We start from the raw sequence: 16,962 nt of genomic DNA on the forward strand, positions 1-16,962 counted from the left end.
TTCCATTTTTCCCGCCCGGGAGCCCCCGCGATGCTGCGTATCAGCCAAGAAGCCCTGACTTTCGATGACATTCTTTTGGTCCCCGGTTATTCCGAGGTCCTGCCGAACGAAGTCAGCCTCAAAACCCGTTTGACCCGTGGCATCGAACTGAATATTCCTCTGGTGTCCGCCGCCATGGACACCGTGACCGAAGCCCGCCTCGCCATCGCCATGGCCCAGGAAGGCGGCATCGGTATCATTCACAAGAACATGACTGTCGAGCAACAGGCTGCGGAAGTCCGCAAGGTCAAGAAGTTCGAAGCAGGCGTGGTCAAGGACCCGATCACCATCGAGGCCGGCGCCACTGTTCGTGACCTGTTCGAGCTCACTCGCCAGCACAACATCTCCGGCGTGCCGGTGCTGCACGATGGCGACCTGGTCGGCATCGTCACTTCCCGCGACGTGCGTTTCGAAAACCGCCTGGACATCCCTGTCCGCGAAGTGATGACGCCCCGTGATCGCCTGGTGACCGTGCGCGAAGGCGCCACTAAGGAAGAAGTTCGCCAGCTGCTCCACAAGCACCGGCTGGAGAAGGTCCTGATCGTGGACGCAGACTTCCAGCTCAAGGGCATGATGACCGTCAAGGACATCGAAAAAGCCAAAGCCTACCCGCTGGCGAGCAAGGACGACCAAGGTCGCCTGCGTGTCGGCGCTGCTGTGGGTACGGGCAAGGACACCGGCGAGCGCGTTACCGCGCTGGTCGCCGCTGGTGTGGACGTGGTGGTGGTAGACACCGCCCACGGCCACTCCAAGGGCGTGATCGACCGCGTGCGTTGGGTCAAGCAGAACTTCCCGCAAGTGCAGGTGATCGGCGGCAACATTGCCACGGGCGCGGCTGCGCTGGCATTGGTTGAAGCTGGCGCCGATGGCGTGAAAGTCGGTATCGGCCCAGGCTCGATCTGTACCACCCGTATCGTGGCTGGCGTGGGCGTTCCGCAAATCAGCGCGGTGGCCAACGTTGCCGAAGCGTTGAAAGACACCGACGTTCCGTTGATCGCCGACGGCGGCATCCGCTTCTCCGGGGACTTGTCCAAGGCCGTGGTCGCCGGCGCCTATTGCGTGATGATGGGCTCCATGTTCGCCGGTACCGAAGAGGCTCCGGGCGAAATCGAACTGTTCCAGGGGCGTTCCTACAAGGCCTACCGTGGCATGGGTTCGCTGGGCGCCATGGCTCAGGCTCAGGGCTCCTCGGACCGTTACTTCCAGGATTCGTCCGCTGGTGCGGAAAAGCTGGTGCCGGAAGGTATCGAAGGCCGCGTGCCCTACAAAGGCGCCTTGTCCGCGATCATCCATCAGCTGATGGGCGGCCTGCGTTCGTCCATGGGCTACACCGGCAGCGCCAACATCCACGAAATGCGCACCCGTCCGGAATTCGTCCGCATCACGGGCGCCGGCATGGCCGAGTCCCATGTGCATGACGTGCAGATCACCAAGGAAGCGCCTAACTACAGGGTCGGCTGAAGCCGGCTTGCGCCGACAGTTTCAAGCTACAAGCTTCAAGCGGCCAGCAGGTTGGCCAACCCCACCTGCCACGCCTCGAATCACTTGAGGCTTGCAGCTTGAAGCTTATTGCTAATCACCAACTTGCAGCTTGCAGCTTCAAGCTTGCCGCTGCCTCTCAGAGTCTCCCATGGCCCTCGATATTCATGCTCACCGCATTCTGATCCTCGATTTCGGTTCGCAATACACCCAGCTGATCGCCCGCCGCGTGCGGGAAATCGGCGTGTACTGCGAGTTGCACCCTTTCGACATGGATGACGAAGCGATTCGCGAATTCGCTCCGCGCGGCATTATCCTGGCCGGTGGCCCGGAGTCCGTGCACGAGGCCAACAGCCCGCGCGCGCCTCAGGCCGTATTCGACCTGAACGTGCCTCTGCTGGGCATCTGCTATGGCATGCAAACCATGGCCGAACAACTGGGCGGCCGCGTAGAAGGCTCCAACCTGCGTGAGTTCGGTTATGCCCGCGTGGACGTGGTTGGCAAAAGCCGCCTGCTCGACGGCATCGAAGACCATGTAGACGCCGACGGCGTGCTGGGCCTGGACGTGTGGATGAGCCACGGCGACAAGGTCACCGAAATTCCGTCCAACTTCCACGTGCTGGCCAGTACCCCCAGCTGCCCGATCGCTGGCATGGCCGACGATGCCCGTGGCTACTACGGTGTTCAATTCCATCCGGAAGTGACCCACACCAAGCAGGGCGGCCGCATGCTGTCCCGCTTCATACTGGATATCTGCGGCTGCGAAGCCCTGTGGACGCCGTCGCGCATCGCTGACGACGCCATCGAGCAGGTGCGTGCCCAGGTTGGCGACGCCAACGTATTGCTGGGCCTTTCTGGCGGCGTGGATTCATCCGTGGTTGCGGCACTGCTGCACAAGGCGATTGGTGATCAGCTGACCTGCGTATTCGTCGACAACGGCCTGCTGCGCTTGCACGAAGGTGAGCAAGTGATGGCGATGTTCGCCGAAAACATGGGTGTGAAAGTCATCCGTGCCAACGCCGAGGACCAGTTCCTGGGCAATCTGGCTGGCGAGGCGGACCCAGAGAAAAAGCGCAAGATCATTGGCCGCACCTTCATCGACGTGTTCGATGCCGAGGCCAGCAAGTTGCACAACATTCAGTTCCTAGCCCAAGGCACCATCTACCCGGACGTGATCGAGTCGGCTGGCGCCAAAAGCGGCAAGGCCCATGTGATCAAGTCCCACCACAACGTGGGTGGCCTGCCGGAAGAGATGAACCTCAAGCTGGTAGAGCCGCTGCGTGAGCTGTTCAAGGATGAAGTACGCCGCCTTGGCCTGGAACTGGGCCTGCCGTACGACATGGTCTATCGCCATCCCTTCCCGGGCCCTGGCCTGGGTGTGCGCATCCTAGGCGAAGTGAAGAAGGAATACGCCGACCTGCTGCGCCAGGCCGACCACATCTTCATCGAAGAACTGCGCAAGGCCGACTGGTACCACAAGGTCAGCCAGGCATTCGTGGTATTCCAGCCGGTGAAATCCGTCGGCGTGGTAGGTGATGGTCGCCGTTACGCCTGGGTCGTGGCGCTGCGCGCTGTCGAAACCATCGACTTCATGACCGCTCGTTGGGCGCACCTGCCGTACGAACTGCTCGAAAAAGTCAGCGGCCGCATCATCAACGAGATCGAAGGCATCTCGCGTGTCACCTACGACGTCTCGAGCAAGCCGCCTGCGACGATCGAGTGGGAATGATCGGGTGTCCGGCATTGCTCGGCACCTACTAGCAAGAAATGCCCTGAAGCCCGCTTAATTGCGGGCTTTTGGTTTTCAAGGGGGCACCGGTGCAAAGCGCCGCTCATGCCCACCGCTCCTGAATTGTTTGCCCGTGTTTCCATAAGCCCTCCCTCTGGCCCGTATCGATTGGCTACGGGTATAGGGACATCTTTCCAAACGATTCCCTCCGCACGAGCCCTCCAATCGCCGACCACAATGCGGCCCTGAGCGCAAAGTCATTGCGGTTGTCATTTGACAACCTATTCAAGTGTTCACATACTGGAGGGCATCGATGGCCCGACCGCTACATGGGAAAAAAGACGTAGAAGCCGCATTGCGGTACGCCGAGGCACGAGGATGGAGAGTGGAGTGCGGCGCAGGGCACGCGTGGGGAAGGATGTATTGCCCATCGAACAGTGCCGAATGCCGATGTGGGGAATTCTGCATTACGAGCATATGGGGTACGCCAAAGAATCCCGCTAATCACGCCTGTGCACTGAAGCGTGTCGTGGACAACTGCACGATGGCCTGTCTGCAAGATGACGGTAAGGAGTAACCATGGAATACATATTTACGTTCAAATACCAGCTCACCGTGGCAGACCAGGATCTCCAGGCGGTTGTAGAGCGCCTGGGGGAAGCGGGCTGTGACGACGCGGTGGTAGGTATCGGCCAGCCTGGGAGGCTCGCGCTCGAATTCACGCGCGACGGGCCGACCGCCGCTGCCGCAATGCGCAGCGCGCTGGCCGACGTGCAACGTGCAGTACCCTCGGCAAGGCTGGTTGAAGCGGCGCCGGATCTGGTAGGCCTGACGGATGTTGCGCAAATAGCCGGTGTATCACGGCAGAACATGCGAAAGCTGATGCTGGCGTACCCCCACTCCTTTCCAGCACCGGTCCATGAGGGCAGTACGTCGCTATGGCATCTGGCGGACGTGCTGGCCTGGTTGGATACCAAGGGTGGCTATGCTTTGGCGGCCGCTGCGATAGAAGTCGCGACTGTTGCGATGCAGATCAATGTAATGAAAGACCAGCACCGGTTGAACCGGGATCTGGGCGCTGCCCTTGGTACGCTCCCAATGTAATACCCACAAGTTCTTACCCCTCACCCAGCCCTTAAAATTCCGCCCATACCTGTGTATCGTATCGGCCCCTTCGCGGCTGGTCCGCGTTTGCCTATCCCGAGGTTCCCAAGCCATGTCCGTCACCCGTCGCCAATTCCTCACGGGCCTGTCCGGCCTGGCTGTCGTGGGGCTGGGTGTGGGTGGCGCCACGCGCTACTGGCTGGGCCGCAATGAAGCGCCCGGCGGGCACGATTACGAGTTGATCGCGGCGCCACTGGATGTCGAGCTGGTGCCAGGCCATCAAACCCCTGCATGGGCCTATGGCGGTGCGGCGCCGGGGTTGGAGCTGCGGGCGCGTCAGGGCGATTGGCTGCGGGTCAAGTTCATCAACCATCTGCCAGTGCCCACTACCGTCCACTGGCATGGCATACGCCTGCCGCTCGAGATGGACGGCGTGCCCTATGTCTCGCAGTTGCCCGTGCTGCCAGGGGAGTCCTTCGATTACCGCTTCCGAGTGCCGGATGCGGGCAGCTATTGGTATCACCCCCATGTCACCAGCAGCGAGCAGCTGGGGCGCGGGCTAGTGGGCCCGCTGATCGTCGAAGAGCGCGAGCCCACCGGCTTTGTGCATGAACGCATCCTTAGCCTGAAGAACTGGCATGTGGACGAGGAGGGCGGTTTCCTTCCCTTCAGCATCCCGCGGGAAGCCGCGCGTAATGGTACGTTGGGCCGGTTATCCACGATCAATGGCAAGCCCAACCCCACGTTGGACCTTCCCGCCGGCCAGATCGTGCGGGTGCGCCTGCTGAACCTGGACAACACTGCAACCTACCGGCTGAACCTGAAAGGGCAGGGCGAAGCACGTATTTACGCGCTGGACGGCAACCCCGTAACCCCACGGGCCATGGGCCCGGATTACTGGCTTGGGCCTGGCATGCGAATCTGCCTGGCGCTGCGCATGCCCGCCGCGGGTGAAGAGATTGCCCTGCGTGACGGCCCGGTACGCCTGGGTACCTTGCGTGCGGTTCCGTCCGAAGGCAGCGCGACCGACTGGCCTGCGCCGTTGCCGCCCAACCCTATCGCCGAGCCCGACCTGGCCAATGCCGAGAAGCTCAACTTCAACTTCGAGTGGGTGGGCAGTACGGCGGACGAAGGTGTGGATACCCCACCCAGCCTGTGGCAGATCAACGGAGTGGCCTGGGATATCAACGACAAAACCTGCGCCGACCGCCCAATTGCCAGGCTGCAGCGGGGCAAGAGCTATATCTTCGAGCTCAAGAACATGACCCAATACCAGCATCCGGTTCACTTGCATGGAATGAGCTTCAAGGTGATCGCGTCCAATCGACGCAAGATCATTCCCTATTTCACCGATACCTTCCTGCTGGGCCGCAATGAGCGGGCGCAGGTTGCGTTAGTAGCGGATAACCCGGGCACCTGGATGTTCCATTGCCATGTGATCGACCATATGGAAACCGGCCTCATGGCAGCGATCGAGGTGGCCTGATGCGTCAACCCATGATCATCGATCGCAGCCGCGACCGCGATTTCATGCAGATGGCACTGGCCCTCGCCGAGCAGGGCGCGGTGCTGGGCGAGGTGCCGGTGGGCGCGGTGCTGGTGCAAGGCGGCGAAGTGATCGGGCGCGGCTTCAATTGCCCCATCAGTACCAGTGACCCCAGCGCCCACGCGGAGATGGTCGCGATCCGTGAAGCTGCCCAAGCGGTGAGCAACTACCGGCTACCGGGCGCAACGCTCTATGTCACGCTGGAGCCCTGCAGCATGTGCGCGGGTTTGATCGTCCATTCGCGGGTGGCCAGGGTGGTGTTCGGCGCGCTGGAGCCCAAGGCGGGGATTGCCCAAAGCCAGGGGCAGTTCTTTGCTCAGCCGTTCCTGAATCACCGGGTAATGCTCGAAGGTGGGGTAATGGCCGAAGAGTGTGGCGCGGTGCTGAGTGCGTTTTTCAAGCAGCGGCGCAGCGCAGGGCGACCCCCGCTGTAGGAAGCGGGCGCAGCTCGCGAATAGATTTTCGTGCCCTTTCGCGAGCTTCGCCCGCTTCCTACGGGATTATTCTGGGAGCTCGCGATCAGGGCAGTTGCTTCGCACAAGGCAGGAATTTGCGAAAATGTTACAGCGGCGGGGTAACTTGCGGCTGGGCCTGCGCCGGGCGGGTCTTGTCTACGCCGGGCACGTGCAGGTTGTTATCCGCGACTTGCCCGCCCTCAGTCTGGGGTTGGGTTACCCATGTGAGGATGTCGTAATAGCGGCGGATGTTTGCCACGAAATGCACCGGCTCGCCGCCCCGGGCATAACCGTAACGGGTTTTGCTGTACCACTTCTTTTGTGACAGCCGTGGCAGCATTTTCTTTACGTCCAGCCACTTGTTCGGGTCCAGGCCCTCATCCACTGCCAGCTTGCGAGCGTCGTCCAGGTGGGCGGTGCCGATGTTGTAAGCGGCCAAGGCGAACCAGGTACGGTCAGGTTCCTTGATGCTGTCGTCGAGCTGATCCTTGATCAGCGCAAAGTACTTCGCCCCGCCATAAATACTCTGGCGCGCGTCCAGCCGGTTGGATACGCCCATGGCCTGGGCGGTGCTTTGGGTCAACATCATCAAACCGCGCACGCCCGTTTTCGAGGTTACGGCGGACTGCCACATGGATTCCTGATAGCCGATGGCCGCCATCAGCTTCCAGTCCACCCGCTCCTGCTTGGCAGCAGCCTGGAAGTGCTTTTCGAATTTCGGCAGGCGTTCCTGCAAGTGCTGGGCGAAGGTATAGGCGCCCACATAGCCCAGTACATCCACGTGGCCGTAATAACGGTCCTTGAGGCGCTGCAGAGTGCCGTTGCGGCGTACCTTGTCCAGGAACAGGTCGATCTCGTGCAGCAGGCTGTTATCGGTACCGGGGGCTACGGCCCAGCGCTGGTCGCGGGCATCGCCGAGGTCGAACGCCACGCGCACGTTGGGGAAGTACACCTGGTTCATCGCCACTTCGTTCGAATCCACCAGGGTGTAGTCGATCTGGCCCTCATCCACCATGCGCAACAGGTCGACCACTTCCACCGCGTCAGACTCTTCGTACTCGATGCCGGGGTTCTGCGCCTTGAGCTCGGCCAGTTGCTCGGCATGGGTACTGCCCTTGAGCACAGTGATCTTCTTGCCGATCAGGTCCTTGGCATCGGTGGGCCGAGGCTGCCCGTTGCGGTAGATGATCTGCGGCGTGACCTCCAGGTACGGGTGGGAAAAGCGCGCCGTTTGCTGGCGGGCCGAACTGCTGACCAACCCGGCGGCAGCCAGTACCGGCCCGTTGGGCTGGCCCAGCCGGTTGAACAGGTCGTCGAGGTTGTCGGCGGTCTGGATCTCGAGCTTTACGCCCAGGTCGTCGGCGAAACGCTTCACCAGCTCGTATTCGAAGCCGGTATCGCCGTTGCGGTCCTGGAAATAGGTGGCGGGGCTGTTGCGGGTAATCACGCGCAGCACGCCATCCTCCTTGACTCGCTCCAGTGTGCTGGGTTTTTCCACACAGCCGCTGAGCATCAAGAAGAAACCGGTTGCAAGGAGCCACAGCGCATGGCGCAGGTGGGGAACAATCGAGGCGAACATGGGTGCAGTATACGCAAAGCGGCTACGCGACCATATCTCGACAGTGTGACGGGGTTCTGCTAGGGCCTGAAATGGGCGGGGAAGGGCAACCGTCTGCCCACGAGCGCGCCGATACGGATGCCTGGCGCGCCGGTTTAGGCTAGAATGCACGACCCAATCTACACCCCTCTCGAGGCTGTCCCCACGATGTTGATCCTGCGCGGCGCTCCTGCCCTTTCTGCCTTCCGCCACGGTAAATTACTGGAGCAAGTAAGTCAGAAGGTCCCCGCTGTCACCGGCCTGTACGCTGAGTTCGCCCATTTTGCCGACCTCAAGGCCGACCTCGACACCGAACAGCTGCAAGTGTTGGATCGCTTGCTCAAGTACGGGCCCAGCGTCCCGGTGCAGGAGCCGGTGGGGCGTCTGTTCCTGGTGGTGCCACGTTTTGGCACGATTTCGCCCTGGGCCAGCAAGGCCACCGACATCGCCCATAACTGCGGCCTGGCCAACGTGGACCGGCTCGAGCGCGGGATCGCCTACTACGTACAGGGCGAATTGACCGACGCCCAGGCGGCCGACATCGCCGCCGTGCTGCACGATCGCATGACCCAGCGTGTGCTGGATCGCCTTGAGGACGCTAGCGCGCTGTTCAGCCACGCGCAGCCCCGGCCGATGACCTCGGTGGACGTGCTGGGCGGTGGCCGCGCCGCCCTCGAGGCCGCCAACGTAAGCCTCGGCCTGGCCCTGGCCGAAGACGAGATCGACTACCTGGTCACCAGCTTCCAGGGGCTGGCGCGCAACCCCAACGACATCGAACTGATGATGTTCGCCCAGGCCAACTCCGAGCACTGCCGCCACAAGATCTTCAACGCCAGTTGGGACATCGACGGCCAGGCTCAGGAAAAAAGCCTGTTCGGCATGATCAAGAACACCTACCAGATGCATGGCGAGGGTGTGCTTTCCGCTTACAAGGACAACGCCGCCGTCATCGTCGGCAACGAAGCGGGCCGCTTCTTCCCGAACCCGGAAACCGGCGAATACGCCGCAGTGCGCGAGCCCGTGCACATCCTGATGAAGGTCGAAACCCACAACCACCCCACGGCGATCGCGCCGTTCCCGGGCGCTTCCACCGGCTCGGGCGGGGAAATCCGTGACGAAGGCGCCACCGGCCGCGGCTCCAAGCCAAAGGCAGGCCTGAACGGCTTCACGGTTTCCAACCTGAACATTCCCGGTTTCGAGCAGCCTTGGGAAAAGCCCTACGGCAAGCCCGAGCGCATCGTGACCCCGCTGGACATCATGATCGAAGGCCCGCTGGGCGGCGCCGCGTTCAACAATGAATTCGGCCGCCCCGCGCTCACCGGCTACTTCCGTACCTTCGAGCAGGCAGTCAACAGCCCACGCGGCGAAGAAGTGCGTGGCTACCACAAGCCCATCATGCTGGCCGGCGGCCTGGGCAACATCCGCGCCGAGCACGTGCAGAAGGGCGAGATCCCGGTCGGCGCCAAGCTGATCGTGCTGGGCGGCCCCGCCATGCTCATTGGCCTGGGCGGCGGTGCAGCCTCATCCATGGCCACCGGTGCCAGCTCCGCAGACCTGGATTTCGCTTCCGTGCAGCGCGAAAACCCGGAAATGGAGCGCCGTTGCCAGGAGGTCATCGACCGCTGCTGGCAGCTGGGCGACGCCAACCCGATCTGCTTCATCCATGACGTGGGCGCGGGCGGCCTGTCCAACGCCTTCCCGGAACTGGTGAACGACGGCGGCCGCGGCGGGCGCTTCGAGCTGCGCAATGTGCCCAACGACGAGCCGGGCATGGCCCCGCACGAAATCTGGAGCAACGAATCCCAGGAGCGTTACGTGATGGCGGTGGCCGCGGAAGATTTCCCGCGCTTCCAGGCCATTTGCGAGCGCGAGCGCTGCCCGTTCGCGGTGGTCGGCGAAGCCACTGCCGAGCCGCACCTTACCGTTACCGACAGCCACTTCGGTAACAGCCCGGTAGACATGCCGCTGGAAGTGCTGCTGGGCAAGCCGCCGCGCATGCACCGTACCGTGGCCCGCGAAGCCGAGCAGGGCGATGACTTCGACCCGGCCAGCCTGGACCTCACCGATTCGATCACCCGCGTGCTGCGTCACCCGGCCGTGGCCAGCAAAAGCTTCCTGATCACCATCGGCGACCGCACCATCACAGGCCTCGTGGCCCGTGACCAGATGGTCGGCCCATGGCAGGTGCCGGTGGCGGACTGCGCAGTCACCGCTACCAGCTTCGACGTCCACACCGGCGAGGCGATGGCGCTGGGCGAGCGCACACCGCTGGCACTGCTCGACGCCCCGGCATCGGGCCGCATGGCGATCGGCGAAACCCTCACCAACCTGGCGGCGTCCGCGATCGGCAAGCTGTCGGACGTGAAACTCTCCGCCAACTGGATGGCCGCCGCCGGCCACCCGGGCGAAGATGCCCGCCTGTACGACACCGTCAAGGCCGTGGGCATGGAGCTGTGCCCGGCACTGGGCATCACCATCCCGGTGGGCAAGGACTCGATGTCCATGCAAACCCGCTGGCAGGAAGAGGGCAGCGACAAGTCCGTGACCTCGCCGATGTCGCTGATCGTCAGCGGCTTCGCGCCAGTGACCGACATTCGCAAAACCCTCACCCCGCAGCTTCGCCTGGACAAGGGCGAGACGGACCTGATCCTGATCGACCTGGGCCGTGGCAAGAATCGCATGGGTGCTTCCATCCTGGCGCAGGTGCATAGCCAGCTGGGCAAGGTCGCACCCGACGTGGACGATGCCGAAGACCTGAAAGCGTTCTTCGCGGTCATTCAGGGCCTGAACGCCGATGGTCATCTGCTCGCCTACCACGACCGGTCCGATGGCGGCCTGCTGGTGACCGCGCTGGAAATGGCCTTTGCCGGCCATTGCGGCCTGGACCTGCGCCTGGACACCCTGGCGCATGGCCGTGAAGAAGCCACCGCCGTGCTGTTCAACGAAGAGCTGGGCGCGGTGATTCAGGTGCGTCATGACGCTACCCCGGAAATCCTCGCCCAGTTCAGCGCCGCAGGCCTGGAAGACTGCGTTGTGGTCGTCGGCAAGCCGGTTAACAACGGCCACGTGGTCATCCGCCTGGGCGACGAAACCCTGTTCGAAGGCGAGCGCCGCCTGCTGCAGCGCCAGTGGGCCGAAACCAGCTACCGCATTCAGCGGATGCGGGATAACGCCACCTGTGCCGACCAGGAATTCGACGCGCTGCTGGAAGAAGACAACCCGGGCCTGCACGCCAAGCTGTCGTTCGACGTGAATGAAAACGTCAGCGCGCCTTACATCAAGACTGGTGTGCGGCCGAAGGTGGCCGTGCTGCGCGAACAGGGCGTGAACGGCCAGGTGGAAATGGCCGCGGCGTTCGACCGTGCCGGCTTCAGCGCGCTGGACGTGCACATGAGCGATATCCTCGCCGGCCGGGTAGACCTCAACGACTTCAAGGGGCTGGTCGCCTGTGGTGGCTTCTCCTACGGTGACGTGCTTGGCGCGGGCGAGGGTTGGGCCAAGTCGGCCTTGTTCAACAGCCGTGCGCGGGATGCCTTCCAGGCCTTCTTCGAGCGTACCGACAGCTTCGCCCTGGGCGTGTGCAACGGTTGCCAGATGATGTCCAACCTGCACGAGCTGATCCCTGGCAGCGAAAGCTGGCCTCACTTCGTGCGCAACCGCTCCGAGCAGTTCGAAGCGCGTGTGGCGATGGTGCAGGTGCAGGAGTCCAACTCGATCTTCCTGCAGGGCATGGCCGGTTCGCGCATGCCGATCGCCATCGCCCATGGCGAAGGCCATGCGGAGTTTGCCAGCGAGCAGGCCTTGATCGAAGCGGATGTGTCGGGCTGTGTGGCGCTGCGCTTTGTGGACAACCACGGCAAGGTGACCGAAACCTACCCGGCCAACCCCAACGGTTCGCCGCGCGGGATTACCGGCCTGACCAGCCGTGACGGCCGCGTGACCATCATGATGCCGCACCCGGAGCGCGTGTTCCGCGCCGTGCAGAACTCTTGGTACAGCGATGAGTGGAGCGAGGACGGTGGCTGGATGCGCATGTTCCGCAACGCTCGGGTGTGGGTGAACTAACCCTGGAGAGGCACGATGTACAAGCTTTGCTTCTTCGTGCCGCCCAGCCATGTGGATGAGGTAAAGGCCGCCGTATTCGCTGCCGGTGGCGGGCGAATCGGCGGTTACGACCAATGCTGTTGGCAGGTATTGGGGCAAGGCCAGTTCCGGCCGCTGGACGGCAGCCAGCCGTTCATTGGCACCGCCGGCACCGTTGAAACCGTAACGGAATGGCGGGTGGAACTGGTTGTGGCGGATGAGCTGATCGCGGCGGTGGTTGCCGCGCTCAAACTCAGCCACCCCTATGAAACCCCAGCCTATGAAACCTGGCGGCTCGAGGCGTTTTAAGCCCCGTTGTGCCTTGTTCACGAGCTACGCCTTGGGGCTTCGCCCAGCTCCTGCTATCTGCGCTCCTCCACTGCGGCCTTGAAGGTTTCTGACCGGTCATGGCCGCCTGTGCGGATCACCCCCACGTTCCCATGTTCATCAGCCTTGGCTTGCTCGCTGCGGCTGGCCGTGAGTTCGCTGATCACTCCGCTGAGCAGTTCTGCCGGCCCGTTTGACGCATTGATACTCACGTCGGCGCGATAATCCCGGCCGGCCAAGTCGTTCAAGCGCACCTCGCTGCCCCCTAGTTCCACTTTGCCCTCACCTGAGCGAAGCTTTGCACCGCTGAGGCGGGTTTCACCGGCCACATTCAGGTCGATGCCCTGTCGGCCGCTGAGCGAGGCAACACGCGCAACGGTATCCCGTTGTTCATTCTCTACGTCCACCAGCAGGGTGGGCGTTACGGTCAGGTCCATGGCCTGTACCTGCTTGCCAACCCTTTCAGTGGCCTTGTCAGCGAACGGGCCAGTGATTGATTTCAAACCGTTGAGCAATCCCTGCGGGTTGGTTTCCTTGCCGATACGGCCGTCCACCTGTACCTGTGTGGACGACACGCTGTCTTGGGCGCTGCTTACCACCAAGTCGCCACCAACTGCTCCGCTGACGTTATCAGCCGCCACTACCGCACCTGTCAGCTGTGTATCCATGGCGGAGTCAAACGTAACGTTTTTTACCCGAAGGTCGGCGTTCTCGTGGGTGGTGCTGTTCACGTTATCCAGGTTAAGCCGGGCGCGGGCATACAGGGCCGAGGCGTCATCATCCTTGTTCAGGCCGCGGCTGCCGTTCAAGCCGGCGCCCGCAGTGGCCTGCACATTGTCCTTGTGCTCAGTGCTGCGCGCGGCCTTGATGTGAATGCCGCCGTTCGCCGCGTTCAGGTGCAGGTTATCCCCGGCGAGTTGCATACCCTCCAGCTGTACCGCGACCGCTTCGTGAGCGCCGGCTTTAACCGTGAGGTTGGCCACGTTCAGCTCGGCCCCTGTACGGCGTTCCGACTGCTCGTTTACCCGGCCCATGTCCGCATGGCCACCGAGCGAGCCACCCGTGCGTTGGGCATCGGCGGCGGGGTTACGGCTGAGCCCGGCCTGTAGCGCGCCGCCCAGGGTTTGCCCCTGCGCCTCATGGGTAGCCACTTTCGCTGCCAAGGTTGCGGTGCCCCCTGCCTTTACCTCCAAGACATTGGTGGGGGCATTGCCATTGCCGATGGCTACGCCTTCAAGGCGGGCGTTACCAGCCACGTCCACTTGGCCGTCCGGTGTCTTGATGCGCCCACCCACCCCTTGGGTGTCGGTAGTGGTAAGGGTTTGATGTTCAAGCCCGCCCATGAACAGGGCATTGGTGCCGCCCGGAGCATTGCCGGCTTTGACCAACCCGTACCCGCTGGTATTACTTTCTTCCTTGTGCTGGCGGTTGGTGGCTTGAGGCATGCTCAGGTCGCCCCCGAGCTTGATGCTGAGTGCGCCGTTACCCGTGTCCCATGCGGTGCCTTCGTAACGGCCATCGGTACCGAGCTGTACGGGAATGCCCGCCTGGGCGGTGAATTGCGTAGGCCGCGCGGTATCGCGCTCTTCGAGTGTCTGCTTGCGGCTACCTTTGCCATCGAGGCGCACATTGATATCGCTGCCCGTGGTGGTGTCCACCCGCAGGCTTGCTTCAACGTCGGTACGGTTGAGGGTTTCAACGTATCTTGCCGTCGCGGCGCGGGCGTCGTGGCTGCCTGCCTGGATCGCAACCTGGCCGCCCGTAGCGGTGTATCGAGTGCCTTCGTCTTCAAGTGCGCCGGGCAACGTTACATTGACTTCGCTGGCCTTCAGCGTGGTTACCGTCGGCGTTTCAGTGCGCACGCTGTGCTCACGGTGGGTATAGCCCGCCATGGCGTCCGCGCCCAGCGATGGCGGCACCATCGCGTCCTCGACACCTTGTTGCTGGAAGCGGGTTTGCTCCCTGCCTTCGAACGCTTTCTTCAGAGGGCCACTGATGTCCTTGTACTCGGCACTCACCATGGTTTCGCCGGTGTAGTGGGTGCGTTGCTCTCGTTTTTCGTCGATGTCCGCCACGGCTGTGCGGCGTACGCTGCCCGCTGTTTCGTTGAGCTCGCCCTTGACGTCGATCAGCGCACCGGCGTATTCGGCCTCGCCCTCGACATCAAGGTTTACATCCCCGGCGGACTTCACAATAGCCTGCGCCGCGGTCGCCTGGCGGGTGTGCTCGCTTTCAGTTACATGCTCACCCGCATGGCCAGCGCCTACGCGGTCGATGCCAGCGGTCACCTTCTCGCCGATGGTGGTAGTGGATGTTTTGCTGGACGTAGTGGTGTCATTCAGCTCTGAGATGGCCCTGAAGGCCTTGGCGGCCACGTCCGTATCGCCGTTGAGCGATTCCACGGTGGAGCTGATCACGCTGATGGTATCGCCTGCCTTGGCATCGACCGTGCCTCCCAATACCGAGGAGCCCGCCTGCTCGACCGTATCGCTTCTGCGTTCGCTGTGGTCCCGGCGATAGCTTACCTGAGCGTAATACTGGCTCGATCCGTCCTTGCCGTCTTCGGCGGTGCGGGTTTCGCCAGCGCTGGCGGTCAGTGAGCCTGTGGTTGTGGAGCTGTGCTCCTTTTGCCTGTTCTGAGCCGCAACGATCTCTATGTTGCCCTTGGCTTCCAAGTCGTTCTTGCCTTCTGCCTCCACGATGGAGCCAACGACCCGAATGTGCTCCGCGCTGACGATTTTACTGTCGCCCTGCGTCTTCATATGTGACGGCACCGCCTGCTCGCGCTCGCGTGTGCTGCTGCTATCGGTACCGAAAACGCCAGCCAGCTTGCGATCCTTGCGCTGCTCTTTCACATGGGTGATATCCGCCGCGCTGGCAATGATCACCGGGCCGTTTTCTCCCACGGTGAAGGTGCCCGCTTTGCCCTCGACGGTACTGCCCTTGATCAGTACGTCGTCCGAGACCAGCCTGGCAGTGCCCTCGGCCTTCACGTTGCTACCGCGTTGGCGCGTGCTGGTTTCTTCGCGGGCGCCGGTGTCGCCGAACACCCATCCATCCACCAGGTCGCCTCGGTAATCATCGCGGGTAGCGGTGCGCTTCAAGCCTTGGCTGTCGATCTCGATGGACCGGGCACGGATGTTGAGGTCGCCATCGCTGGTAATGTCGCTGCCTCGAACCGTGGCCTTGCCGCCGGCGCTGATGTTCACGCTGGCGGCTTTGAGTTCCGACGTCACCGCACGCTCTTCCTGGCTTCGTTCATCCCTGTCACCCCGCCACAGGTGCTTGCGGTGACGTACCTTTTCGGTGATATCGACGCGCTCCATCCCGGCCTCTACGGACACGGCCTCGCCGCCGCGAATATCCATGGCGCCGCCGGCCTGGAGCTTGCTCCCGCGCAGGGTCACGTTACGTCCCGCTTCGAGTTCCATGTCTGTTACCGCGGTGGCGACCGTTTCCTGCAGCCGGGTATGGCGCTTTTCACTTTCCTCCATGTAGGTTTCGGTGGTGATGAACAATGTTTTCTTGCGCCAGTCGTCCCGGTGCCGCTGCACGCTTTCCCGGGTACTTGCGTCCATCGTGAGATCACGCCCGGCCTTGGCCCGGATGGCCTGCCCGGCCAGGCGGCCGCCAGCGATCGTGATGTCTTGCCGGGCGTTGAGTGCGAGGTCACCCCGGATGGAAGCCACCATTGCCTGGCCTTCCCCTTCACGGCCAATCAGCACATCGCCGGCGGAGTCCACGCTCACGCCGTGCTCACCCAGAACGCTCGGGCCAGCCAGGCGGATGCCCGCACCTTCCCGGGTGCTCACCAGGCGAATCCGCCCGGCTTTCATGGCGCCAAGGGCATTGAGGTCAACGCTCGGGGCCTGGCCTGCGGGCTGCCGGGTTTCGAGCATTGCAAGGTTGTCGGTCGCTATGCGGTTTCGGCCGGCGATTGCCGTAAGGCCGGCAGCTGCGTAGAGGTCACCCTGGCTGTCGATACGAGGCGCGATCAGGTCTACAGCCGCTTCGGTGCTCAGGCCTTGCCCGGTGATGCGAAGGTCGCCAGGGGCGGAGAAGGTATTGAGCGCGGCGAGGCGACCGTCCTGGATTTCAGGTGTGCCCACCAGGAAGATCGCGCGGGGCGTATTGATAAAGCCTACCCCTTGCACATGAATGCCGTTGGGGTTGGCCAGCACGTAGTCTGCCGCCTGCCCGAAAATCTCCTGTGGCCCGCGTATGTTGGACGGCAGTTGGCCGACCACTTCATTGAGGATGGTACTGGCGGCCTGGCCCTGGAACTGGGGGTTGGCGGACAGCGCCCCGGCCAGCTGGGACGCGCCCGCTCCGGTGGCATTATTCAGTACCAGGCCTTGGGGCGGTACGTTGAAATCGCTGAAGGGGTTGTGCGACAGCCCGCCGGGCCCGGGCGCGGTGATATTGACGATGGGGATGCCGTTCTGCTCGTGCACCTGTGCGGTGCCGCCGGCCCCTGGGACGGGAACGATGCCTTGCGCGGTGGCCCACACGGGATTGAGCAACAAGGCGCCCGCGACGGACCAACGCAGTGGATCATGGCGCAAACGAAACGAGGGAGAACCTTTGGTTTTTTTCATCGGGG

The 16,962-nt window shown here is 62.9% G+C and carries 10 protein-coding genes; 8 read left to right on the top strand and 2 right to left on the bottom strand.

Translation table 11 applies throughout. The features are described from left to right. Window positions 1-30 precede the first annotated feature (30 nt). From guaB to tadA, 6 genes are all read left to right on the top strand, one after another. Entirely contained in the window at window positions 31-1,500 is a 1,470-nt protein-coding gene (gene guaB / locus LG385_RS02330) for an IMP dehydrogenase (protein ID WP_225772087.1), read from the top strand. 169 nt (window positions 1,501-1,669) lie between these two features. Further along, window positions 1,670-3,247, top strand: a complete 1,578-nt coding sequence (guaA, locus tag LG385_RS02335; protein ID WP_181111365.1) for a glutamine-hydrolyzing GMP synthase — start codon at window positions 1,670-1,672, stop codon at window positions 3,245-3,247. A gap of 313 nt (window positions 3,248-3,560) precedes the next feature. Next, window positions 3,561-3,824: a hypothetical protein gene (locus tag LG385_RS02340; RefSeq protein ID WP_225772090.1), complete on the top strand. Its 264-nt coding sequence runs from the start codon at window positions 3,561-3,563 to the stop codon at window positions 3,822-3,824. A 2-nt stretch (window positions 3,825-3,826) separates the two neighbouring features. Continuing rightward, window positions 3,827-4,351 (top strand): helix-turn-helix transcriptional regulator, encoded by a 525-nt coding sequence (locus LG385_RS02345; RefSeq protein ID WP_225772092.1) that lies wholly within the window; start codon window positions 3,827-3,829, stop codon window positions 4,349-4,351. Window positions 4,352-4,463: 112 nt separating this feature from the next. Then, window positions 4,464-5,837: a multicopper oxidase family protein gene (locus tag LG385_RS02350; RefSeq protein ID WP_225772094.1), complete on the top strand. Its 1,374-nt coding sequence runs from the start codon at window positions 4,464-4,466 to the stop codon at window positions 5,835-5,837. Then, window positions 5,837-6,331 (top strand): tRNA adenosine(34) deaminase TadA, encoded by a 495-nt coding sequence (tadA, locus tag LG385_RS02355; RefSeq protein WP_225772096.1) that lies wholly within the window; start codon window positions 5,837-5,839, stop codon window positions 6,329-6,331. Before LG385_RS02350 ends, tadA begins: the two co-directional genes overlap by 1 nt. 127 nt (window positions 6,332-6,458) lie before the next feature. Here tadA and mltF read toward each other — a convergent pair whose 3' ends face one another. Next, the gene (mltF, locus tag LG385_RS02360; protein WP_181111368.1) at window positions 6,459-7,931 is read right to left on the bottom strand and encodes a membrane-bound lytic murein transglycosylase MltF; all 1,473 of its coding nucleotides are present in this window, start codon (window positions 7,929-7,931) and stop codon (window positions 6,459-6,461) included. Window positions 7,932-8,117: 186 nt separating this feature from the next. Here mltF and purL point away from each other — a divergent pair, with 186 nt between their 5' ends. Then, window positions 8,118-12,014 (top strand): phosphoribosylformylglycinamidine synthase, encoded by a 3,897-nt coding sequence (purL, locus tag LG385_RS02365; RefSeq protein WP_225776153.1) that lies wholly within the window; start codon window positions 8,118-8,120, stop codon window positions 12,012-12,014. 15 nt (window positions 12,015-12,029) lie between these two features. Next, entirely contained in the window at window positions 12,030-12,341 is a 312-nt protein-coding gene (locus LG385_RS02370) for a YqfO family protein (protein ID WP_225772098.1), read from the top strand. A 53-nt stretch (window positions 12,342-12,394) separates the two neighbouring features. On the opposite strand, the gene LG385_RS02375 is transcribed toward LG385_RS02370, so the two are convergent. Further along, window positions 12,395-16,957 carry a hemagglutinin repeat-containing protein gene (locus LG385_RS02375; protein ID WP_225772100.1) on the bottom strand — a complete coding sequence of 1,521 codons (4,563 nt, stop codon included), beginning with the start codon at window positions 16,955-16,957 and terminating at the stop codon, window positions 12,395-12,397. Window positions 16,958-16,962: the final 5 nt, after the last annotated feature.

The organism is Pseudomonas sp. Marseille-Q5115 (assembly GCF_916618905.1).
GTDB classification, from domain to species: domain Bacteria; phylum Pseudomonadota; class Gammaproteobacteria; order Pseudomonadales; family Pseudomonadaceae; genus Aquipseudomonas; species Aquipseudomonas japonica_A.